Source organism: Kribbella sp. NPDC055110, assembly GCF_053607525.1.
This window is the reverse complement of the sequence record NZ_JBSGTS010000010.1, coordinates 65283-86635: the sequence shown is the minus strand read 5'-3', so window position 1 is coordinate 86635 and position 21353 is coordinate 65283. Positions and strand designations below refer to the sequence as shown.

The following is a 21353-nucleotide window of genomic DNA, read 5'->3' as shown; positions in this document are numbered from 1 at the left end:
CAGAGATGTTCCCAGGCGCTCCGACCCGTCGGTTTCGGCATCCGCTGAAAGTCCGGCGACATGGGTGCAACGCGATAGCACCCGCAGGTCGATGCCCGTCTCCTGCTGAGCACGTTGTTGTCCGGTCATGTTCGTGACCGGCGCTCCCGTGCGGCTGCGATCCGGCAATTCGTCCGTGAATCCGAGAGAGAGTTTGCGTGACCCAGCACGACCCCGAGTCCGCCGACGGGCGGATCAAGAAGCCCCGACACAAGAAACACCAGAACCAGTCGTACGGCGAACGCCTCGCGGCGGACCCGACCTATGTCGCACCACGCACGGACAGCACGCCCGTCAAGGGGTACCGCGCCGAGCAGGCGCGCCCCGACCGCGGCCAGCGCTCCACCGACCGCACCCGCGACGAGCGCCCGTCGTACAACCGCGACGACCGTCCCGCGCGCAACAACCGCGACGACCGTCCGGCGTTCCGCCGCGACGACCGCGCCCAGGACAACAGCGCGCGCTCCAACCGCGACGACCGCCCGCAGTACAACCGCGACGACCGTACGTCGACCAACCGGAGCGACCGCCCGTCGTACAACCGTGACGACCGTTCCTCCTACAACCGGGACGACCGTACGTCGTCCAACCGGAGCGAGCGCCCGTCATTCAACCGTGACGACCGCCCGTCCTACAACCGGGACGACCGGTCGCGTTTCAACCGTGACGACCGCTCGCAGGGCAACCGCGACGAGCGTCCTCGGTTCAACCGTGACGACCGCCCGTCGTACAACCGGGACGACCGTACGTCGACCAACCGGGGCGACCGCCCGTCGTACAACCGCGACGAGCGCCCGTCCTTCAACCGGGATGACCGTTCGTCGTTCAACCGGGATGAGCGGCCGCGCTTCAACCGTGACGAGCGTCCGTCCTTCAACCGGGACGACCGTTCGCAGGGTGAGCGGACCGAGCGGCCGCGGTTCAACCGCGACGACCGTCCGTCGTACAACCGGGACAACCGCGACGACCGGCCGCAGTACAACCGGGATGACCGGGCGCAGGGCAACAGGGACGAGCGGTCGCGGTTCGATCGTGACGAGCGTTCGCAGTACAGCAAGGATGACGGTCCGCGGTTCGCGCGGGACGAGAAGAGCTATCGGAGGGACGAACGAGTGAGCAACCGGGACGACCGGCGGAGTGAGCAGGCAGAACAGCCGGTGGATCTCGGTACTGTTGCTGAAGACAACCAGTTCGCGGCGCTCGGCCTCGCGCCGCGGCTCGTGCAGCGGCTGGCCCGGGACGGGATCAGCTCGCCGTTCCCGATCCAGGCCGCGACCATCCCGGACGCGCTGGCCGGCAAGGACGTGCTCGGCCGCGGTCAGACCGGCTCGGGCAAGACGCTCGGCTTCGGTCTCCCGACGCTGATGCGGCTGTCCGGCGGTCACACCGAGTCGCGCCGCCCGCGCGGCATGATCCTGGTGCCGACCCGTGAGCTCGCGATGCAGGTGCACGACGCCCTCGAGCCGCTCGCGCATGTGATGAACGTGTCGCTGAAGCTGATCGCCGGCGGTCTCCCGTACCCGAAGCAGATCGACGCGCTCCGTCGCGGCGTCGACCTGCTGATCGCCACCCCGGGCCGCCTGATCGACCTGTGCGAGCAGGGTGCCGCCGACCTCGGCGCGATCGAGGTCGCGGTGCTGGACGAGGCCGACCACATGTGCGACATGGGCTTCATGCCGGCCGTCACCACGTTGCTCGACATGACGCCGCCGGAAGGTCAGCGCCTGCTGTTCTCGGCGACGCTGGACAACGACGTCGACAAGATCGTCCGTACCTACCTGAAGGACCCGGTGCAGCACTCGACCGAGTCCGGGCAGGCTTCGGTCAGCACGATGGAGCACCACCTGCTGGTCATCGAGCCGGCGCACAAGCAGTCGCTGACCGCCGAGCTTGCCAGCCGGGAGGGCCGGACCATCGTGTTCGTCCGGACCAAGCTGGGCGCCGACCGGATCGCGACGCAGCTGCGCGACCGCGGCGTGATGGCGGCGGCTCTGCACGGCGGCCTCACCCAGGGGATGCGGAACCGGACGCTGGACCAGTTCAAGGACGGTTCGGTACCGGTGCTCGTGGCAACGGATGTCGCGGCCCGCGGTATCCACGTCGACGACGTCGGCCTGGTCGTCCAGGCTGACCCGCCGGCCGAGCACAAGGACTACCTGCACCGCGCCGGTCGTACGGCACGTGCCGGTGGCAAGGGCGCGGTCGTCACCCTGCTTCTTCCGCACCAGCGGCGCGGGATGATCCGGATGGCCGAGTCCGCCGGTGTCAAGGCCGAGCCGGTTCGGGCCCGTCCGGGCGACGAGCTCGTCACCGAGCTGACCGGCGGCAGCAAGCCGTCCGGCTACCCGGTGAAGCTTCCGGCCCCGAAGCCGCAGCGCTTCAACAAGGGCGGCGGCGGCAAGCGTTACGGCAGCACCCGTCCGGGGCGCGGCCACGACAGCCGCGGCGGCAGCGGTCCGCGTCGCAGTGGCAACGGCGGCCGTCGTACCGACGGAAAGTCCTACCAGCACTGAGAAGTAGTTCTGGCGGGGACGTACCAGCCCTGATACACAACAAACGGTGGGCCGGCACAGGGAATAGCCTGTGCCGGCCCACCGTTTTGTGTGCAGCGGGTCAGGTGAGGACGGCCCACAGGCGTGCGAGGACGGTTGCGATCTCGTCGGGGTTCAGGGGGATGAGCTCGAGCATGATTTCGCCCTCGGCCATCCGGTCGGTCATCACGTAGATGGGCGGTGTGCCGGCTTCCAGTTCGGTGGCGACGCGTTTGGCGTCGGGGACCTTCAGCAGGACCCGCGACACCTGCAGGCCGGTCGGATCCGGGACGACCTCGGTCGTGACGCCAGGGATTCGCGCGACCGCGGCGACGAACGCATCCACCTTCGCGAGCTCGTCGGCCTCCCATTTCATCCGGTCGAACGCCTGCCACTCCTCGAGCGCCGCGAGGACGCCGACGATCGCCTCCTTCGTCGGCTTCATCACCCGCCCGATGCCCTTCTCCTGCGCCCGCAGCGCCTGCACCAACGCCCAGCTCCCGGCCGCCAGCCCAGCAGTCGGCGAGCCGAGGTACTTCTGGCCGCTCACCAGCACCAGATCCGCGCCGGTCGCGAGCAGGTCCGCGATCCGCGGGAACTGCGCCGCCCCGTCGATGATCGCTGGTACGCCGCGACGGTGGGCGGCCCGCACTGCGGCCACCAGGTCGATCGGCTCGCCCGTCGTCAACCGCGACGACACCAGCATCAGGCAGGCGATGTCGGGCCCGTCGAGCTCGGCCTCCAGGTCCGCGATCGTGCAGCTGTCCTCGTCGCCCGCCAGGTCCACCTGGGCGCCTGCGAGCCGGATGCCCTGCAGGTTGGAGTGCCCGTAGTCGACGACGTGGCAGGCCGGCAGGACGACGCGGTTGTGCATGTCCGTGGCGTCCGGCAACGCCGCCGTACGTCGGGGGTCGCCGCCGGTCATGGTGGCCGCGACCGCGAGCGTGATGCCGGCCGCGGCGCAGTGCACGACGGCGCCCGCCTGGGCGCCGGTCACTTGGGCGATGGCTTCGCTCGCACGGTCGCCGAGCTCGTCCATCACGAAGAATTCAGGCAGTGCCTGTGCGACGGCCGCCGCCACCCCGTCGGAACTCCTCGACACCCCCAGTGGCGTGTACGTCCCCTTGGCGTTGATCACCACACTCAACCGATAACGATCGTGGATGCTCATGGTGTTGCCGAGCGTAGTGGTCACGCACTGCAATTGGCGAGGGGCTGACAGCAGTCGAGATCTTGACCCGAAGCTACTCGTGAGTCATTCTCACTTTTACCGACCTGAGGAGGGAACCGTGCCCCGCCCCGCACTCCGAACCCGCCTTCGTACGACGCTTGCCGCGGCAGCCGTCACCGCCGTCCTCGCGGCCGTGCCCGCCCCGACCCAAGCGGCCCCGCAAGCCACGTCGCAAGTGGTATCGCAAGTGGCATCGCAAGTCATTGCCGCGAGCCCCGATGACTATTGCCTGGAGCAATGTCGCGACATCCTGCCGCCGGGCCAGAACGGCAACGCGACCTTCACGGATCTCCTTGCTTTCAAGGCGTTAGGGGTCCGCCCGGCCCATTTCAGCGACACGGTGAAGCCGTACCAGGACCTGGTCTGGAACTCGCAGGGGATCACCGACGCCGGCCTCGCGCCGTACTACGACGACTCGTCGTTCGGGGTGAAACCGGACGACGTGGCCAGCACCGTCCAGCCGCGCAGTGACGTCACGATCGTCCGGGACAAGTCGCGCGGCATCCCGCACATCACCGGTACCACTCGACTCGGCACGATGTTCGGTGCCGGGTACGCCGGTGCGCAGGACCGGCTGTTCGTGATGGACGTGTTCCGGCATCTCGGGCGCGGCCAGCTGACCCCGTTCGCGGGTGGCGCGGCGGCGAACCGCGAGTTCGAGCAGGAGTTCTGGCGGACCGCGCCGTACACCGAGGCGGATCTGCAGCGGCAGTTCGACGACGCGGACGACCTGTACGGCGCCGACGGCCTGAAGATGCAGCAGGACATCCAGGCCTGGGTCGACGGCGTGAACCACTACATCGACACGGTCGGCATCGCGTACCCCGGTGAGTACGTCGCCCTCGGTCTCGACTGGCCGACGCCGCACTGGAAGGTGACCGACGTCGTCGCCACCGCGGCCGTGGTCGCGGGCATCTTCGGCACCGGCGGCGGCGCCGAGGTCACGTCCGCGCTCGCGCTCCTCGAGGCGCAGGCGAAGTACGGCGTTGCCGCGGGTACCAAGGTGTGGGAGTCGTTCCGTTCCCAGAACGACCCGGAAGCCAGTACGACGGTGCACAACGGCACGACCTTCCCGTACGGCACCACCGGCCCGAACCCGGCCGGCCGCGCGCTGCCCGACCGCGGCTCGGTCACCCCGGAGCCCGAGGTGGTCGATCAGACGGCCAACAAGACGGCCACCGCGATTCCGGCGCCGGAAAACGCGGAAAGTCTGAGCGGAATCTTCGATGGCGGACTCTTTCCGGAAGGTTTCGGAAAGAAGGGCATGTCGAACGCACTACTGGTTTCCGGCGCGCACACCGAGTCCGGCAACCCGATCGCGGTCTACGGCCCGCAGACCGGGTACTTCGCCCCGCAGTTGCTGCTCCGCCAGGAACTGCAAGGCCCCGGCGTCAGCTCGCGCGGAATCGCGTTCGCCGGCCTGAACTTCTACACGCTGATCGGCCGCGGCCCCGACTACTCGTGGAGCGCCACGTCCGCGGGGCAGGACATCACCGACACGTTCGCCGTACCGCTGTGTGAGCCGAACGGCGGGACGCCGACCAAGACCTCGCAGTACTACGTTTTCCGTGGCCAGTGCGTGCCGATCGAGCGGCTCGAGCGGCACAACGCGTGGTACTCCAGCCTCGGCTCGTCGGAGCCCGCCGGGTCGTACACATTGGTTGCCCTGCGCACCAAGTACGGAATCGTCACGCATCGCGGAACGGTCGGCGGAAAACCCGTCCTGTTCACGAAGAACCGGTCGACGTACGGCAACGAGGCAGGGTCGGCGCTCGGGTTCATGCAGTTCAACGACCCCGACAAGATCCACTCCGCCGCCGACTTCCAGAAGGCCGCGGCGAACATCGGGTACACGTTCAACTGGTTCTACACCGACAAGAACTCGATCGCGTACTTCAACTCCGGCGACAACCCGGTCCGCGCGGCAGGCGCCGACCCGAACCTGCCGACCTGGAGCTCGTACGAGTGGCAGGGCTGGAACCCGACCACGAACCGCGCGACGTACACACCGCCTGCCCAGCATCCGCAGGTGGTGAACCAGGACTACCTGACCAGCTGGAACAACAAGCAGGCGCCCGGGTTCTCCGCTTCGGACGGGCAGTGGGGTTACAACGCGGTCTACCGGAGTCAGCCGCTCGACGACCGGATCAAGGCGGTCATCGACAACGGCCAGAAGTTCACCCGCGGCAAGCTGGTCGAGGCGATGGAGGACGCGGCCACGGTCGACCTCCGCGGCGACCAGGTCCTGCCCTATCTCCTGCGAGTCCTCAAGTCGGCACCGATCACCGATCCGGCCGTCGCCGACGCGGTCACGAAGCTGACCGCCTGGGAGCAAGCCGGTGCGCATCGGAAGAGCCCGAACGCGTCCTCGAAGACCTACGACAACGCCGACGCGATCCGGATCCTCGACGCCTGGTGGCCGCTGCTCGTCCCGGCCGAGTTCAAGGACCTCGGCCCCGACCTGTACGGCGCCCTGGTCGCGAACCTGAAGATCGACGAGCGACCGAGCGCGCAGGGATCCTCGTTCCAGAGCGGCTGGTGGGGATTCGTCCAGCGAGATCTCCGGAAGGTGCTCGGTGATCCGGTCAAGACAGATCAGCCGGTGACGTACTGCGGTGCCGGATCGCTGGCCGCGTGCCGCAGCACCCTCACCGAGACCTTGCTGGCGGCAACCAAGGTGCCGGCGGCGACGACGTACCCGGCGAGCGCGGACTGCGCGGCGGGCGATCAGTTCTGCGCCGACCAGATCGCGCACAACCCGATGGGCGGCATCACCCAGGACCGGATCGCCTGGGTGAACCGGCCGACCTACCAGCAGGTGGTCGAGTTCCCGGCGAAGCGGGGTGACGACGTCAGCAACCTGGCGGCCGGGAAGACGGCGACCGCGAGCAGCTACGAGAAGGGCTGGTACAACTCGCCGCCGGCCCAGGCGGTCGACGGAGAGCTGGACACCCGGTGGGCCAGTGACTGGTCCGATCCGCAGTGGCTGAAGGTTGACCTCGGCAACGAGCAGACGGTCAGCCGGGTGGTGCTGCGGTGGGAGGCTGCATACGCGAAGGGCTACCGCGTGGAAGTGTCGCGGGACGGGTCGACCTGGCAGCAGGTGTACGCGACGACGGCCGGGGACGGCGGGGACGACGTGGTGCGGTTCGGCGCCGTACCGGCACGGTATGTGCGGGTGACGGGGACGCAGCGAGCGACGTCGTACGGGTATTCACTGTATGAGCTGCAAGTCTTCAGATGGTGATGCCCCGGGGCCTGTCAGGATTAGCGCATGAACCAGAACTTTCCCCCGAACCAGCCGTATCCGCCGCAGCAGCCCGGTTATCAGCAGGGGCCGCCGCCTGGGTACCAAGGTCCGCCGCCACAGCAGCCGGGGTATCAACAGGGGCCGCCGCCGCAGCAGGGTCCGCCGCAGGGGTACGGCCAGCAGGGGTACGGGCAGCAGGGCAACTTCCAGCCGGCGCCGCCCGCGGTGCCGCATGTCGCTCCGCAGGGTTCGCCGTACCCGGTGCTGGTCTCGACCATGAACGACCTGCCCGGGTACACCGCGGAAAACGTGTTCGGCGAGGTGTTCGGGCTGACCGTGCGGAGCCGGGACTTCGGGTCGAACTTCACCGCGAGCTTCCGGTCGCTGGGCGGCGGCGAGGTGCCGGAGTACACCCAGATGCTGGCCGAGTCGCGGCACGTCGCGGTCATGCGGATGTGCCAGATGGCGCAGCAGATGGGTGCGAACGCGATCCTCGCGATGCGGTTCGACTGCAACGAGATCGCGAACACGATGAGCGAGGTGGCGGCCTACGGTACAGCGGTCGTCGTCCGGAAGGTCGAGCCGCCGCGGCCGCAGGACAACAAGCCCGAGGATGATGCGAATGACAGCTGAGCCAACGTTTCCGTCCGGTTTCCGGTGGGGGGTCTCGACGTCGGCGTACCAGATCGAGGGTGCCGTGGCCGAGGACGGCCGCGGTCCCTCCACCTGGGACACGTTCTGCGCCGAGCCCGGCCGGATCCTGAACGGCGACACCGGCGCGATTGCGTGCGACCACTATCACCGCTACGCCGAGGACGTCGCGCTGATGCGTGAGCTGGGGGTGGACACCTACCGGTTCTCGTTCTCTTGGCCGCGGATCCAGCCGTCGGGGAGCGGCCCGGGGAACGCGGCCGGCCTGGACTTCTACGACCGGCTGATCGACACGCTGCTCGGCGCCGGGATCCAGCCGGCGCCGACGCTGTACCACTGGGACACCCCGCAACCGCTCGAGGACGCGGGCGGCTGGCTGTCCCGCGACATCACCGACCGGTTCGCGGAATACGCCGGAATTCTGGGCGCTCACTTCGCGGACCGGGTGCCGATGTGGATCACCATCAACGAGCCGATGGTCCTGACGTTGATGGGCTACTCGCTCGGCGCGCACGCCCCCGGTAAGGAGCTGCTGTTCGACGCGCTCCCGGTGGCGCATCACCAGCTGCTCGCCCACGGCCGCGCGGTACAAGCGCTCCGGGCGGCCGGCGCATCGAGCATCGGCATCGCGTCCAACCACGCGCCGACCTGGCCCGCGAGCGACAGCGCGGAGGACAAGGAAGCGGCCGCGCTCTACGACAACCTGATCAACTGGTTGTTCGCCGACCCGATCCTGCTCGGGGAGTACCCGTCAGGCATGGGCGACGCGATGCCCGGCCCGGTCGCCGACGACCTCGCGATCATCTCGACGCCACTCGACTTCTTCGGCATCAACCACTACGCGCCGGTCTCGGTCGGCGTCGCCACCGGTCAGGCAGACACCGCGGCCACCGACGGCGTGCTGTTGCCGCCGGGCCTGCCGTTCGAGCCGCGGACGTTGCCCGGGTACCCGACGACGGACTTCGGCTGGCCGATCGTGCCGGACGCGTTCGGCGAGATCCTGCGGATCTTCAAGGAGCGGTACGGCGACAAGCTGCCGCCGATCTACATCACCGAGAACGGGTGCGCGATCAACGACGAGCCTGTCGACGGGGTGGTGTCGGACCAGCGGCGGATCGACTACCTGGACGGGTATCTGCGGTCGTTGAAGGCCGCGATGGACGACGGGATCGACGTCCGCGGGTACTTCCAGTGGTCGCTGCTGGACAACTTCGAATGGGCGGCCGGGTACTCGCAGCGGTTCGGGCTGGTGCACGTCGACTTCGACACGTTGCAGCGGACCCCGAAAGCGTCGTACCACTGGCTTCGTGACCTGATAGCTCAGAGTCGGCGATGATTCCCGAGCCGGGCGTGGTGCCGTCCGCGTTGGCGGAGCCGACTGTCCGGGTACGGAGCGGCTGGACGGCTGCCGTCGTACTGGCGAACGTCGGGGTGTTCGCGGCTTGGCTCGGGCCGATCCAGGTGCTGCTCGCGAAGCAGTCCGAGGCGGTTGCTCCAGGCAACAAGGAATTCGTTTTCGGGCTGGTGACCGGCGTCGGTGCAGCGGTTTCCGTCGTCGCGAACCCGGCCTTCGGCGCGATCTCCGACCGGACCGCTTCCCGCTTCGGGCGGCGGGTCCCGTGGGTGGTCGCCGGCGCGGTCGGTGGCGCGATCGGGCTCGGCATTCTGTCGGGTGCACACGTGATCGCGTTGATGCTGATCGGCTGGTGCCTGATGCAGCTCTTCGGCAACGCATTGCTCGCCGCGGCCACCGCCGTCGTACCCGATCGTGTCCCGGTCGCGCAGCGCGGTGTCGTCGGTGGGTGGGTCGCGATCTCGCAGGTCCTGGGCGCGTTGGTCGGGACAGCGCTTGCGGCCGCGTTCAACAGCTTCACCCTCGGGTACGTCGCGTGCGCCGTTTTCCTGCTGTTGTCGGTGGTGCCGTACCTGCTGCGGAGCGGCGATGCGGTGTTGACGGAGCGACCCGCGTTTGTGTTCGGCGAATTCGTGAAGAGTTTCTGGATCAGCCCGCGGCGCTACCCGGACTTCGGGTGGGCGTGGCTGACGCGGTTCCTGTTCAACGTGGGCAATGCGTTGGGGACGCTGTACCTCTTCTACTACCTGCAGGACGAGGTCGGTGTCGCCGACGCGGACACCGGCGTACTGATCCTGACGGCGATCTACAGCGTGTGCGTTCTGGTGACGGCGATCAGCTTCGGCCGTTGGTCGGACCGAACCGCACGGCGCAAGGTGTTCGTCACCGCGTCCGGGTGGGTGATGGCGGCAGCCGGCGTCGTACTCGCGGTGTGGCCGACCTGGCCGGGCGCGGTCCTCGGCGCGATCATCCTCGGCGCAGGCTTCGGCGTGTACCTGTCCGTCGACTTCGCCCTGCTCACCGAGGTCCTCCCGAACGCCCGCAACCGCGGCAAGGACCTCGGCGTCATCAACATCGCCAACTCCCTGCCCCAGGTCCTGGCCCCAGCCATCGCCGCCCCCATCGTCAAACACCTGGGCGGCTACCCGGTCCTCTACCTCCTGGCCTCCGCAGTAACCCTCCTGGCCGGCGTACTCGTCACCCGCATCCGCTCCGTCGCCTAGCTCACTGGGAACGGTCCGCGGGGACTAGGAACAGGCAATCGGTGGTTCCCAGTCGCCAGGGCTTGTTCCCAGTTAGCTGGGGAGATGGTGGGACAAGGCGCGGGCGGTCGGTCCGTCGGCGGGTACGGCGATGTGCTCGAGGTCGAGCCAGTCGGCCATCAGGCGGAGCTCGGTGGCTAGTTGGGCTACGAAATCGGGAGCGTCTGGTTCGGGGGTGAGGGTGGGGATGACCAGGGTTGAGGTTTGGCGGTCGGCTTTGAGGTCTACGCGGGCTACGAGTTGGTCGCCCAGGAGGAACGGCAGGACGTAGTAGCCGTGGATGCGTTGCGGGGCGGGCGTGTAGATGCTGATCCGGTAGAAGAAGTCGAACAGGTGATGGGTGCGGTCGCGGTTCCAGATCAGCGGGTCGAAGGGGGACAGCAGCGCCCGCGCGTCGATCGGGCCGTCCTTCGCTTCGTGCCAGCGGTAAGCCTGCTGCTTCACCCCCTCCAAACGAACCGGGACCAGATCGCCCGCCTCGACGAGCTCACCGATCACCTCGCGACCGGTTGCCGCGGGCAACGGAAAGTGCGCCTGGCCGCTGCCGCCGCAGAGTTCCTTCAGAGTCGCGACCCCGAGGCCGCGGGCCGCGATCCGGACCAGCTCGCGACGCGCCTCGTCGGCGGTCGGCTCCGGGGCGTCCAGTACGCCGGCGGGCAGCACCCGCTCCGTCAGGTCGTAGATCCGCTCGAAGTGCCGACGGCCCGCGATCGTCACCTCGCCCGTGCAGAACAGGTACTCGATCGCGATCTTCGCGTCCTGCCAGTTCCACATCTTGCCGGTCGTCGGATCCGGGTGCGGGTCGGTGCGCTTGCGCCGTACGCCGTCCGGACTCGCCTCGCCCGCGGTCAGCGGCCCCCGTTCCGTCACGAGCTGCCGGACCTGGTCGACGTACCCGGGTCGCTCCGCCGTCAGTCGCCGCATTCCCGCGACTACCGACCACGGTGCGGTCACCTCCGGGCTCAGCTCCTCGTCCCACACCTGCCGCTCGGCCGCCCGCATCCGCCACCGCAGCAACGGGTACGCCGTCAACGGGAGCAGCGCAGCCTTGTGACCCCAGAAATACTCGAACAACTCCCGATCCGGACCCCAACTCAGCTCGTCGAGACCCGCCCGCGAGTAGTTCCCCACCCGCGCGAACACCGGCAGATAATGCGACCGGCACAACACATTCACCGAATCCAACTGCAGTACGCCGGCGCGCCCGATCGCCCGCCGTACATCCCCACGCCCCCGCGGCTCCCCGAACCCCTGCGCCCCCAACGCAATCCGCCGCGCTTCAGTCCCCGAGACCTCATCTCCAACGGCCGCCATACCCCGAACATAGCGGGACACTGGGCCCATGCAGTCCGTCACCATCGGAAAACCAACCGAGTACCTCAGGTTGACCGCCGTACGGTGGCCATCGGAGAAGGCCCCGGACCATGTGCCGAGAGAGAAGCGCCGGTACCTGCAGGCCGAGCTTCGGATCCGGCAACTCACAGCAACCAGCAGGCTCGACCTGCACGACGACTACGCCGGCTTGGTGCAGTTCTTCGACCAGGCTGTCGCGACCTGGCGTGACTGGAACAACGCCTCCGCAGTCTGGGGGTTGTCCAGCGGGATGCGGCTCGAGCTCGTCAGAGGCCCCCGACCGGCGCTCGGCCCGGATCACCTGGTCCTCTGGATCAAACTGCAGGACGGTGGTGGTTACCACCACCGGCCCTGGACGGTCGAGACAACGCTGGTTCTCTCGCCGGAGGACCTCGACGCCTTCGCTCGCGACTTGCATGCCCTCACCGACTGATAGGCCAAGGCAATGCCGCAGCCTCACGGGATTGACATGGCTTCGCGGAGCGTTTCGAAGTCGTCGGGGTCGAGGGGGACGAGGCCGCGGCGGAGTTGGTAGCCCCAGTTAGGGCCTTGGGTGAGCTTCAGGGCGACGTCGCGGAGGGGCGCGCGGTGGACGGGGAGGAACTCGATTCGTCGTCGCCACGGTTCGACCGTGCCGCGGGTGCCCATCGACATCGGTTCGGCCTGGTACGGCGCGGCGTCGGCGACCACTCCGAGCGCGGTGAACGCCCGGAGCGGCTCCTTGGACCCGTACCGCTCGGTCGGGGAGTAGATCGCGAACCCGTCACCTTCGCGCAGCCGCGCAACGCCGTACCGCTTGCCGTGGTTGAGCTGGATGAAACCGCCTTCGACGGCCCGCTGAGTGTGATCCGCGGAGATCACACCCAGCCAGGCCCTGCGCTGATCGTTCATGCACCTACTGTCAGCCCGAAAGTACGACATCTTTCGTCATAATTTTCCGGCGGAGTTTGGCGAGCAACGGCGCCGTGATCATCAGCAGGATGACGGCGTAGATCACGTAGGCGATCGGCCCGCCGACCAGCCCCGAGGCGTCGCCGTTGGACAGTTGCAGCGCCATCCGGGCCTGCCGCTCGGCGATCGGTCCGAGAATCACGCCGATGATCAGCGGCAGCACGGGCAGTCCGAAGCGGCGCATCGCGAAGCCGAGCAGGCCGAGCACCAGGAGCAGCAGCAGGTCGAGCGGCTGCGCATTCACGGCGTACGCGCCCATCGAGGCGAAGAAGATGATCCCGGCGTACAGGTACGGGCGGGGGATCTGCAGCAGCTTCGCCCAGGCTGGCGCGAGCGGCAGGTTGAGCAGCAACAGGAACAGGTTGCCGATGAACAGGCTCGCGATCAGCGCCCACACCAGCTTCGGCTCGCGCTGGAACAGCAGCGGTCCGGGCTGGATGCCGTACGACGTGAACGCCGCGAGCATCACCGCTGCGGTCGCGTTCGTGGGCAGACCGAGTGCCAGCATCGGGACCAGCGTGCCGGCCGCCGACGCGTTGTTCGCCGCCTCCGGTCCCGCCACGCCCTCGATCGCGCCGTGCCCGAACTCCTCCGGGTGCTTGGACAGCTTCTTCTCGGTCGCGTACGAGAGGAAAGTCGGGATTTCCGCGCCGCCGGCCGGCAGCGCACCGATCGGGAAACCGTATGCCGTACCGCGCAGCCACGGCTTCCACGAGCGACGCCAGTCCGCCTTCCCCATCCACGGCCGCCCGACCGGGATCACGGTGCCCGGGTTCCGCCGCAGATGCGCCGCGACCCACAGCGCCTCGCCGACCGCGAAGATGCCGACGGCAACCACTACGACATCGATGCCGTCGGCAAGCTGTGGGATCCCGAGCGTCAGCCGTTGCTGGCCGGTCACCTTGTCGATCCCGACCAGCCCGATCACCAGCCCGAGCAGCAACGCCGCGAACCCGCGGATCCGCGACGATCCGAGCACCGACGTGGCTCCGGCGAACGCGAGCAGCATGATCGCCAGGTAGTCGGGCGCGCCCAGGCTGATCGCGAACTTCACCACCTGCGGCGCGACCAGCACCAGCAGCAGCGTCCCGATCGTCCCGGCCACGAACGACCCGATCGCGGCCGTCGCCAGCGCCTGCGCGGCCCGTCCGGCCCGCGCCATCTTGTTGCCCTCGATCGCCGTCACCACCGATGACGACTCGCCGGGCGTGTTGAGGAGGATCGAGGTGGTCGAGCCGCCGTACATGCCGCCGTAGAAGATGCCGGCGAACATGATGAACGCCTGCACCGGCTCCATCCCGTAGGTGATCGGCAGCAGCAGCGCCACGGTCATCGCCGGGCCGATCCCGGGCAGTACGCCGACCGCCGTACCGACCGTGACTCCTAGCAGTGCTAGCAACAGGTTGATCGGCGTCAGCACGTCGCCGAACCCGTTGAGCAGGTTCGTCAGGTTGTCCATCAGAGAATCCCTTGCAGTACGCCGGCCGGCAGGTTGACCCCGAGCCCGATCGCGAACGCGTAGAACGTGATCAGCGACAGTGCGACCGCGATGAACACGTTCCGGATGTGGTGCCGGCTGCCGAGCGCGAACGCCGAACCCCAGAACAGCAGGGTTCCGCTGATCACCCAGCCCAGCGGCTCGATCAGCACCAGGTTCACCACGAACGCGGCGATCAGGAGCAGTACGGTGCGCCAGTCGATCGCCGACGTGACGTCGACGTCCTCGCCTTCCTCGGCCTCGCCGGTGCCGCCGCGGGCGACGTCGACGGCGTACAGCACGGCGACCACGAGCAGCAGTACGCCGAGCACGATCGGGACCGGCTTCGGGCCGATCGGATCGTTGCTGTTGGCAATGTGCTGGATCCGGGCGGCGTCGACGATCACCAGGACGCCGACGACCGCCAGGAACCCACACACTCCGTACTGCGCTGTGTCCCGCCGAGTCTCTCGTGGAGCCTCGGCGGTGCTCATGCCGCCAGGCCCAGTTTCGTCAGGATTTCCGCGACCGCCTTGTCCTGTTCGGTGAGGAACGTGCCGAACTCGTCACCGGTCACGAACGCGTCGGTCCAGCCGTGCTTCTGCAGCTCGGTCTTCCACTCGGCGGAGTCGTGCATCTTGGTCAGCGCGTTGATCCAGACCTTCTTGTCCGCGTCGCCGATCCCCGGCGGAGCGACGATGCCGCGCCAGTTCGTGAACACCAGGTCGATCCCGGAGCCCTTCAGCGTCGGCACGTCCTTGAGCGCGTCGACCGGCTTCTCGCTGGTCACCGCGAGTACGCGGACCTGACCGCTCTCCACCTGGTCCAGGAACTCGCCGAAACCGCTGGCCCCGAACGCGATCTTGCTGCCGAGCAGCGCCGGCAGGAGCTCGCCGCCACCATCGTACGAGACGAAGTTGACGTCCTTCGGGTTGATGCCGACGGCCTGCGCGAGCTGCATCGGCAGCAGATGGTCCGGCCCGCCCGGCGACGAGCCGCCGCCGACGGCCAGCCCCTTCGGATTCGCCTTCCAAGCCGTGACGAGATCCTGGATCGTCTTGTACGGCGAGTTCTTCGGCACCACGATCGCGCCGGCCTCCTCGATCATCTTGGCGATCGGGGTGGTCTGGGTGAGCGTCGCCTTCGACTTCGACGTGTACGTCGCGCCGACCACGCCGAGCCCCATCTGCATGGCGAGCTTGCCGTTGCCCTTCTCGTTCACGATCCGCTGCAGGCCGACCGTGCCGCCGGCGCCGGGCAGGTTGAACACCTGCACGCCGGTCGCGATCTTCGCGTCCTCCATCACCTTCGCGGCGGTCCGGGCGGTGGTGTCGTACCCGCCGCCCGCGGTGTTCGGCACCATCAGCCGCAGGCCGGTGGCCGGCTTTCCGCTGTCGGCGTTCGATGTGTCGGATTTTTCCGCGGTCGCGCCACAGGCGGTCGCGGTCACCAGCGCGACCAGCGCCGTGGTGACCCAGAGCATCGGCCTAGACCTCATCAGGCGAGTCCTTTCGGGAATGGTTCAGGTGGCGACGATCGTGGACCTCCGGTGGTCGGGGCGTCTGCATTGTGGCCGCAAGGGTGGTTGAGTTCATTGTGGTCACAGGCGGAACCCGGCTGAAGTGTGGCCCTCGGGCGCTGGACCGGGTGATCATGCGGCAGGACGTGCGAGGAGGTGAACATGGCGGTACGACTAGGACGAAGGCCTACGCTGGCCGGCCAATTGCTGGTCCTGCAGCTGGCGATCGTGGTGATCGTGCTCGTCGCCGTCGCTGCGGTCTCGCTCGCCCAGTCGGCCGCCACGTTCAACCGGGTCGAGGGCCGCAGGGTCACCTTGCTGGCCGAGCAGTTGTCGTCGAGTCCGGCGCTGCGGTTCGGGATCCGGAACCCGGCGCCGGCGGAAATGCTGGCGCCCGCGCTGCAGACCAGCCTGGCGCAGTCCGGCGTCAGCTCGATCACGGTCGCCAACTCCGCAGGAAAGGTGATCGCGGCAACCAATCCGACGCTGATCGGGACGTCGCTCACACTGGGTGTTCCTGAGGTGGCCAAGGGTCGTGGTTGGTCGGGTCAGTTGCGCGGCGACGACGGGATGGAGCTGGTCGCGCAGGTCCCGGTGCTGAGCGAGGGCAAGGACGCGAAGGGCAATCCGGACGGGACTCTCGGCGACCACATCGGGACCGTGATGGTCGGTGAACGCGCTCCGTCCGTACTGCAGCGGTTGCGCGGCGCGTCGTCGTACCTGGCCATCTATCTCGGGATCGCCTGTGTACTGGGGCTGCTCGGGTCGTGGCTGCTCGCCCGGCGGATCAAACGGCAGACGCTCGGGCTCGAACCGCGGGAGATCGCGGGGCTGGCGGAGCACCGGGAAGCCATGCTGTACGGGCTTGCCGAGGGAGTTGTTGCCTTGGACCCGCATCTGCGCGTGACGCTGGTGAACGACGTCGGCCGGCGACTCCTCGATCTCCCTTCGGACGCCGTCGGAAAGTCCTTGCGGGAACTGGGCGTCGAAGGACGCCTGCGGGAGGTGCTCGCCGGCGAGGACGAGGCGCGCGACGCGGTCGTCGTACGGCGTGGGCGAATCCTCGTGATGAACCGGATGAGCGTCACCAAGGACGGGCGGTCGCTCGGATCGGTCACCACGCTGCGGGACCGGACCGAGCTGGCGCAGCTCGAGCGCGAACTGGGCTCGTTCCGTTCGTCCGCCGAGTTGCTGCGGGCCCAGACGCACGAGTTCGCGAACCAGCTGCATACGATTTCGGGGCTGATCCAGATCGGTGAGTACGACGAGGTGGTCACGTACGTCGGCGCGCTCAACCGCTATCGTGAATCGCTCGACCTGACCGTGACCCGGCGGGTCCACGACACCACGGTCGCCGCCCTGCTGATGGCGAAGTCGTCGCTCGCGGCCGAACGCCGCGTCGAACTCCGGGTGTCCGAGCGAACCACGCTGCTGCGCCTAGATCCAGCGCTTTCCGCCGACATCGCGACCGTCCTCGGCAATCTGGTCGACAACGCCGTCGACGCGGCGGCGCAGTCCGGTACGCCGCTGTCGCCCGCGTGGGTCGAGGTCGAACTGCGACAGGACGCGACAAGCGTGGAGATCGTGGTCCGCGACTCCGGACCGGGCGTCGCACCCGAACTGGCGCAGGAAGTGTTCGCACACGGTTTCACCACCAAGGCCGCGGCCGAGGGCGAACGCGGGATCGGCCTCGCGATGACCCGCCTGATCTGCCGGCGCCGCGGCGGCGAGGTCGCAGTCACCAACCTGACCGAGGGCGGGGCCGCGTTCGTCGCCCGGATGTCCACCCAACGCACGCCGGAAGGAGCCCGATGATCACCGTCCTGGTCGTCGACGACGACTTCATGGTCGCCCGCATCCACCGCGGATTCGTCGACCGCGTCGACGGCTTCGAAGTCGTCGGTACGGCGAACTCCGGCGACCAGGCCGTGGCGGCGCTCAGTGACCTCTCTCCTGACCTGGTTCTTCTGGACCTCTACCTCCCGGACGTCTTCGGCCTCGACCTGATCGCCCGCCTGCGCGCCGTCCAGCCCGACGTCGACATCCTCGTCATCACGGCCGCCCGCGAGGCGGACGCGGTCCGCGGGGCGGTCCGGCAGGGGGTCGTGAACTACCTGCTGAAACCCTTCGGTTTCGAGGACCTCCGGGCGCGGCTCCGCGAGTACGCCCGGCGCCGCGCCAGCGTCCCCGACCAGGTCACCTCCCAGGCCGACGTCGACCGGGTCCTGGCCCCCGCCCGCCAGCTGGTCAACCGGCTCCCCAAAGGCCTCAGCCAGGAAACCGCCGACCTGGTCACCGCCGCCCTCCGCGCGACCCCCGACAACCTCTCCGCCGCCGAATGCGCCGAGAAAGTCGGCATCTCCCGCGTCAGCGCCCGCCGCTACCTCGAGTTCTTCGCCGCCCAAGGCCAAGCCGACGTAACCCTCCGCTACGGCACCACCGGCCGCCCCGAACGCCGCTACACCTGGCGAATCTGAAACCTGCAGCTCGACAGGAGAAGTAGCTGGATTCGGCGCCGCCCTACGGTCAGCTGAGCGTGAATCGCGCGTCTGGTAGACGTATACGTACTGTCGAGCTTGCCACTCAGGCGTCGGCGGCGCGGGCTGCGCGTTCTATTTGGTCGCGGTGGGCGGTCCAGTCGGTGTGGTGGCGTCGGCGTGGTCGCGGGCGCGGCGGTAGTTGGTGAGGATCAGCTCCCGCGGTTCGTGTTCGGTGACCCACAGGTGGTCGCGGTTCGCGTAGCCGGGATCGGTGAAGCTCGGGAGCGGGTCGGCGTACGGGCGGTCGAAGATCTCCCCGAGGTAGCGGGCCTCGGTGATGGTGAGGTGTTTGATCAGGCCGAGGAGGTTGGTGCCGGTGTGGGAGAGGGGGCGGCGTACGTCGTACTCCGACAGTCCCTCGATCTTCGTCAGGAGCGACTCGCGGACCCAGCGCAGGCTGTCGTGCAGGTATTCCTTGGCGAATTCGTCGATCACGGCTCTACTGACGCCCTCAGTCCTCGATGAGTTCGACAGTTGCGGCGTGGCGTTCTGCTAGCGCGTGATAGACGGCGGCGTTGTGGTCGACGAAGAGCTTTGCGGTGCCGTCCAGCGGGATGATCTTCTTGGCGGGGCTGCCCATCGCGACCGACTCCGGTGGGATGACCGCGCCCGGCGTGACTGTGGAGCCGGCAGCGACGAGTGAGCGTTTTCCGACGACCGCGCCGTCCAGCACGATCGCGCCGTTTCCGACCAGCGCCTGTTCGCCGATCGTGCAGTCGTGAACCAGGCACTGGTGCCCGATGGTCGCGTTCGGCCCGATCTCGCAGCCGTTGTGGCCGACGTGGATCACCGTGTTGTCCTGGATGTTCGCCCCGGCGCGGATCGTGATCGTGCCCAGATCGGCCCGAATCACCGCGCCGTACCAGATCGACACCCCCGCCTCGACGACCACGTCCCCGACCAGCGTGGCAGTCGGCGCGATCCACGCGTCGGGATGAACAGTCGGACCCTTACCTTCGAACGAGTACAACGGCATGCGCCACACCCTACGTCTCCAACTAGGGTGGGCGGATGCTCAAACCAGTCGCCGGGTTCGTTGCGTTCGGTCTGTTTTGGGGGGCGTGGGGAGCGATACTGCCCGCGATCCGGGTCGGCGCTGGTGTGAACGACGGTGAGCTCGGTCTGGCGTTGCTGATGATCGGGCTCGGAGCACTGGGGTCGATGCGGTTCACCGGTTACCTGATCGACCGGTACGGCGGCGTCGTGCTTCCCGTGGTGACGGTGCTCTTCGCGCTCTGCGGCGTACTGCCCGCCCTGGCCGGCTCGGTCGGCACACTGTGCGCGGCGCTGTTGTTGCTTGGAGCAACTTCTGGCGCGACGGACGTGGCGATCAACGCGACCGGATCCCACGTCGAACACACCACCGGACGGCCGGTGATGAACCTTGCCCACGGCATGTTCTCGGTCGCGGTCGTGGTGGCGAGCCTCGGTACGGCGGGACTCCGGGCGGCCGGTGTGGGAGCACTGCCGGTGCTGATCGGTGTGGCGGCGCTGATCGTGATCACGGCGGCTGCCGCCCTCGCGCCGGGAGCAACCAACGTCACCGGAACCCCCAGGACGCACTCCGCAAAGCCGAGAACCAGGCTCGAGCCGGTGCTCCTCGTGTTCGGCGTGCTGTGTGCGCTGGCCTACCTGGTCGAGAACGCGTGGCAGAGCTGGAGCGCAGTACACCTCGACACCTCACTGCACGCCGCGGCCGGCCTCGCGTCCAGTGCTCCCGCGGTCTTCGCGGCTGCGGCCGCCACCGGCCGCTTCGCGGGCAACGCCCTGCTCGCGCGGGTCCGCCCGGTGCAACTCCTCGTCGTCGGCGGCGCGGTCGCTGCCGTCGGTTCGCTCGTCGCGGCGACCGCGAACAATCCCTGGACGGCACTGATCGGGATCGGCGTCGCCGGCCTCGGTACGTCGGTCTGCGCGCCGACCATCATCGGGATGGCGGGCGCGTGGGCGGGTCCCGAGCGGCGCGCGGCAGCGATCTCCACGGTGACCACGATCGCGTACCTCGGTTTCCTGATCGGCCCGGTAGCGGTCGGCGCGGTCTCGTCTGCGTGGTCGCTGCCGGTTGCCCTGGGCGCGGTCGCCGTCATCGCGGTCGTCGTTGCCGGCCTCGCACCGGTCGCGGACCGCGTCGCCAGGCCGCGAACGAGCCGCCAGCTGAGCTGAGTGCGGCCCGTCGACCCACGCCGAAAGGGATGTGAAAGGAACCGCTGCGACGCTACGGTGACGAGGTCGATCGAGGAGGGTGGCATGACGGAGATCGCGAAATCCGGGGCCGCGGTGATCAGCCGGGCGGACGGGCGGGACGACGGCGAGGAATGGACCGAGAACTACACCGAGCTGCCGGGTGGCGCCGGTGTCTCGCTGATTCTCGAGTCGACCACGCAGGAGGGCGTCGGGCCGCGGTTGCACCTGCATCCGTACGCCGAGACGTTCATCATCCGGCGTGGTTCGGCGACGTTCACTGTGGACACCGAGGAGATCGTCGGCAAGGCCGGCCAGATCCTGGTCGTCCCGGCCGAGACGCCGCACAAGTTCCGCACCGGGCCGGGTGGCTACGAGGCAGTGCACATCCACGCCAACCCGACCTTCGAAACGACCTGGCTGGAGTAGCTACCCAGCCTTCGGGGGAGTGAACGCCGCCAGCAAGGTCGCGGTGATGTACGGCGCGGCCTGGGCGGACGTGATCCGCCCGGCCTGGATCTCGCTCGCGGCGCCGTGCATCACGTTGTGCATGACACTGACCAGCCACGACGTCGGCAGATCGGTACGGAAAACGTTTTCGGTACGGCCGCGTTCGAGCAGGCGCTCCACGCGCGCCATCGGATCGGCGTGAAGCTCGCGTACCCGTCCGGGCGGCAGCGCGTCCTGCGCCGCGAGCAGCAGCGCCCGGTACTGGTCGACCAGGTGCCAGCTCGACTCGATCAACCGGGTCAGCGCGTCGCGTGGATCACCGGTCAGATCGACCTGCCCGAGCGTCTCCTCACCGGTCGCGATCGCCTGGACGAAGACGGCGTCGACCAGCTCGGCCCGGGACGGGAAGTGGCCGTACAGGGTGACCCGCCCAACCCCGGCCGCCTTCGCGATCTCCGACGTACTCGCCGCCGGATCACGCGCCAGGCACGCGGCCGCCGCGGTCAGGATCGCCGCGATGTTCCGTTGTGCGTCCGCGCGCCGGGTGGTGACAGCCATCGGCCCTCC

Annotated in this window: 19 protein-coding genes; 10 read left to right on the top strand and 9 right to left on the bottom strand. The window is 68.5% G+C overall.

Annotation, left to right across the window (positions count from 1 at the left end):
* The first annotated feature begins 197 nt into the window (after window positions 1-197).
* On the top strand, window positions 198-2552 hold the full coding sequence (locus ACWF0M_RS17960; RefSeq protein WP_452236787.1) for a DEAD/DEAH box helicase: 2355 nt from the start codon (window positions 198-200) through the stop codon (window positions 2550-2552).
* Window positions 2553-2652: 100 nt separating this feature from the next.
* Here ACWF0M_RS17960 and ACWF0M_RS17955 read toward each other — a convergent pair whose 3' ends face one another.
* The gene (locus tag ACWF0M_RS17955; RefSeq protein ID WP_452236786.1) at window positions 2653-3741 is read right to left on the bottom strand and encodes an aminotransferase class V-fold PLP-dependent enzyme; all 1089 of its coding nucleotides are present in this window, start codon (window positions 3739-3741) and stop codon (window positions 2653-2655) included.
* Window positions 3742-3988: 247 nt separating this feature from the next.
* Between ACWF0M_RS17955 and ACWF0M_RS17950 the strand changes: the two genes are divergently transcribed.
* The 4 genes from ACWF0M_RS17950 to ACWF0M_RS17935 are packed head-to-tail and all read left to right on the top strand — an operon-like array spanning window position 3989 to window position 10279.
* Window positions 3989-7048, top strand: a complete 3060-nt coding sequence (locus ACWF0M_RS17950; protein ID WP_452236785.1) for a penicillin acylase family protein — start codon at window positions 3989-3991, stop codon at window positions 7046-7048.
* A gap of 27 nt (window positions 7049-7075) precedes the next feature.
* A complete protein-coding gene (locus tag ACWF0M_RS17945; RefSeq protein WP_452236784.1) occupies window positions 7076-7684 on the top strand; it encodes a YbjQ family protein in 609 nt (202 codons plus the stop codon).
* Window positions 7674-9038, top strand: a complete 1365-nt coding sequence (locus ACWF0M_RS17940) for a GH1 family beta-glucosidase (protein ID WP_452236783.1) — start codon at window positions 7674-7676, stop codon at window positions 9036-9038. The genes ACWF0M_RS17945 and ACWF0M_RS17940 overlap by 11 nt, the downstream gene beginning before the upstream one ends.
* A complete protein-coding gene (locus tag ACWF0M_RS17935; protein WP_452236782.1) occupies window positions 9035-10279 on the top strand; it encodes an MFS transporter in 1245 nt (414 codons plus the stop codon). The genes ACWF0M_RS17940 and ACWF0M_RS17935 overlap by 4 nt, the downstream gene beginning before the upstream one ends.
* Before the next feature lie 72 nt (window positions 10280-10351).
* On the opposite strand, the gene ACWF0M_RS17930 is transcribed toward ACWF0M_RS17935, so the two are convergent.
* The gene (locus ACWF0M_RS17930) at window positions 10352-11632 is read right to left on the bottom strand and encodes a winged helix-turn-helix domain-containing protein (RefSeq protein WP_452236781.1); all 1281 of its coding nucleotides are present in this window, start codon (window positions 11630-11632) and stop codon (window positions 10352-10354) included.
* Window positions 11633-11660: 28 nt separating this feature from the next.
* Between ACWF0M_RS17930 and ACWF0M_RS17925 the strand changes: the two genes are divergently transcribed.
* Window positions 11661-12104, top strand: coding sequence for a hypothetical protein (locus tag ACWF0M_RS17925; RefSeq protein ID WP_452236780.1), 444 nt, complete (start codon window positions 11661-11663; stop codon window positions 12102-12104).
* A 23-nt stretch (window positions 12105-12127) separates the two neighbouring features.
* On the opposite strand, the gene ACWF0M_RS17920 is transcribed toward ACWF0M_RS17925, so the two are convergent.
* Genes ACWF0M_RS17920 through ACWF0M_RS17905 form a run of 4 tightly spaced genes read right to left on the bottom strand, consistent with a single transcriptional unit; the run spans window position 12128 to window position 15597 of the window.
* Window positions 12128-12562, bottom strand: coding sequence for an EVE domain-containing protein (locus tag ACWF0M_RS17920; protein WP_452236779.1), 435 nt, complete (start codon window positions 12560-12562; stop codon window positions 12128-12130).
* A 10-nt stretch (window positions 12563-12572) separates the two neighbouring features.
* Window positions 12573-14081, bottom strand: coding sequence for a tripartite tricarboxylate transporter permease (locus ACWF0M_RS17915; RefSeq protein ID WP_452236778.1), 1509 nt, complete (start codon window positions 14079-14081; stop codon window positions 12573-12575).
* Complete coding sequence (locus ACWF0M_RS17910; RefSeq protein ID WP_452236777.1) at window positions 14081-14593, bottom strand: tripartite tricarboxylate transporter TctB family protein; 513 nt, start codon at window positions 14591-14593, stop codon at window positions 14081-14083. The genes ACWF0M_RS17915 and ACWF0M_RS17910 overlap by 1 nt, the downstream gene beginning before the upstream one ends.
* Window positions 14590-15597 carry a Bug family tripartite tricarboxylate transporter substrate binding protein gene (locus ACWF0M_RS17905; RefSeq protein ID WP_452236776.1) on the bottom strand — a complete coding sequence of 336 codons (1008 nt, stop codon included), beginning with the start codon at window positions 15595-15597 and terminating at the stop codon, window positions 14590-14592. The genes ACWF0M_RS17910 and ACWF0M_RS17905 overlap by 4 nt, the downstream gene beginning before the upstream one ends.
* A 183-nt stretch (window positions 15598-15780) precedes the next feature.
* Here ACWF0M_RS17905 and ACWF0M_RS17900 point away from each other — a divergent pair, with 183 nt between their 5' ends.
* Both ACWF0M_RS17900 and ACWF0M_RS17895 read left to right on the top strand, forming a co-directional pair.
* Complete coding sequence (locus ACWF0M_RS17900; RefSeq protein ID WP_452236775.1) at window positions 15781-17433, top strand: ATP-binding protein; 1653 nt, start codon at window positions 15781-15783, stop codon at window positions 17431-17433.
* Complete coding sequence (locus ACWF0M_RS17895) at window positions 17430-18095, top strand: response regulator (protein WP_452236774.1); 666 nt, start codon at window positions 17430-17432, stop codon at window positions 18093-18095. Before ACWF0M_RS17900 ends, ACWF0M_RS17895 begins: the two co-directional genes overlap by 4 nt.
* Before the next feature lie 135 nt (window positions 18096-18230).
* Here ACWF0M_RS17895 and ACWF0M_RS17890 read toward each other — a convergent pair whose 3' ends face one another.
* Window positions 18231-18593 (bottom strand): mycothiol transferase, encoded by a 363-nt coding sequence (locus tag ACWF0M_RS17890; RefSeq protein WP_452236773.1) that lies wholly within the window; start codon window positions 18591-18593, stop codon window positions 18231-18233.
* Window positions 18594-18609: 16 nt separating this feature from the next.
* Complete coding sequence (locus ACWF0M_RS17885; RefSeq protein WP_452236772.1) at window positions 18610-19134, bottom strand: gamma carbonic anhydrase family protein; 525 nt, start codon at window positions 19132-19134, stop codon at window positions 18610-18612.
* Window positions 19135-19169: 35 nt separating this feature from the next.
* On the opposite strand from ACWF0M_RS17885, the gene ACWF0M_RS17880 reads away from it, so the two are divergent.
* Window positions 19170-20318, top strand: a complete 1149-nt coding sequence (locus tag ACWF0M_RS17880; protein ID WP_452236771.1) for an MFS transporter — start codon at window positions 19170-19172, stop codon at window positions 20316-20318.
* Between the two features lie 84 nt (window positions 20319-20402).
* A complete protein-coding gene (locus tag ACWF0M_RS17875) occupies window positions 20403-20765 on the top strand; it encodes a cupin domain-containing protein (RefSeq protein WP_134003445.1) in 363 nt (120 codons plus the stop codon).
* On the opposite strand, the gene ACWF0M_RS17870 is transcribed toward ACWF0M_RS17875, so the two are convergent.
* On the bottom strand, window positions 20766-21344 hold the full coding sequence (locus tag ACWF0M_RS17870) for a TetR/AcrR family transcriptional regulator (RefSeq protein WP_452236770.1): 579 nt from the start codon (window positions 21342-21344) through the stop codon (window positions 20766-20768).
* Window positions 21345-21353 lie beyond the last annotated feature (9 nt).

Bases quoted from the DNA above. Each gene is read 5' to 3' on its own strand.
- ACWF0M_RS17955 (WP_452236786.1), bottom strand. From the start codon at position 3,741: ATGAGCATCCACGATCGTTATCGGTTGAGTGTGGTGATCAACGCCAAG.
- ACWF0M_RS17945 (WP_452236784.1), top strand. From the start codon at position 7,076: ATGAACCAGAACTTTCCCCCGAACCAGCCGTATCCGCCGCAGCAGCCC.
- ACWF0M_RS17940 (WP_452236783.1), top strand. From the start codon at position 7,674: ATGACAGCTGAGCCAACGTTTCCGTCCGGTTTCCGGTGGGGGGTCTCG.
- ACWF0M_RS17935 (WP_452236782.1), top strand. From the start codon at position 9,035: ATGATTCCCGAGCCGGGCGTGGTGCCGTCCGCGTTGGCGGAGCCGACT.
- ACWF0M_RS17930 (WP_452236781.1), bottom strand. From the start codon at position 11,632: ATGGCGGCCGTTGGAGATGAGGTCTCGGGGACTGAAGCGCGGCGGATT.
- ACWF0M_RS17925 (WP_452236780.1), top strand. From the start codon at position 11,661: ATGCAGTCCGTCACCATCGGAAAACCAACCGAGTACCTCAGGTTGACC.
- ACWF0M_RS17920 (WP_452236779.1), bottom strand. From the start codon at position 12,562: ATGAACGATCAGCGCAGGGCCTGGCTGGGTGTGATCTCCGCGGATCAC.
- ACWF0M_RS17915 (WP_452236778.1), bottom strand. From the start codon at position 14,081: ATGGACAACCTGACGAACCTGCTCAACGGGTTCGGCGACGTGCTGACG.
- ACWF0M_RS17910 (WP_452236777.1), bottom strand. From the start codon at position 14,593: ATGAGCACCGCCGAGGCTCCACGAGAGACTCGGCGGGACACAGCGCAG.
- ACWF0M_RS17905 (WP_452236776.1), bottom strand. From the start codon at position 15,597: ATGAGGTCTAGGCCGATGCTCTGGGTCACCACGGCGCTGGTCGCGCTG.
- ACWF0M_RS17900 (WP_452236775.1), top strand. From the start codon at position 15,781: ATGGCGGTACGACTAGGACGAAGGCCTACGCTGGCCGGCCAATTGCTG.
- ACWF0M_RS17895 (WP_452236774.1), top strand. From the start codon at position 17,430: ATGATCACCGTCCTGGTCGTCGACGACGACTTCATGGTCGCCCGCATC.
- ACWF0M_RS17885 (WP_452236772.1), bottom strand. From the start codon at position 19,134: ATGCCGTTGTACTCGTTCGAAGGTAAGGGTCCGACTGTTCATCCCGAC.
- ACWF0M_RS17880 (WP_452236771.1), top strand. From the start codon at position 19,170: ATGCTCAAACCAGTCGCCGGGTTCGTTGCGTTCGGTCTGTTTTGGGGG.
- ACWF0M_RS17875 (WP_134003445.1), top strand. From the start codon at position 20,403: ATGACGGAGATCGCGAAATCCGGGGCCGCGGTGATCAGCCGGGCGGAC.
- ACWF0M_RS17870 (WP_452236770.1), bottom strand. From the start codon at position 21,344: ATGGCTGTCACCACCCGGCGCGCGGACGCACAACGGAACATCGCGGCG.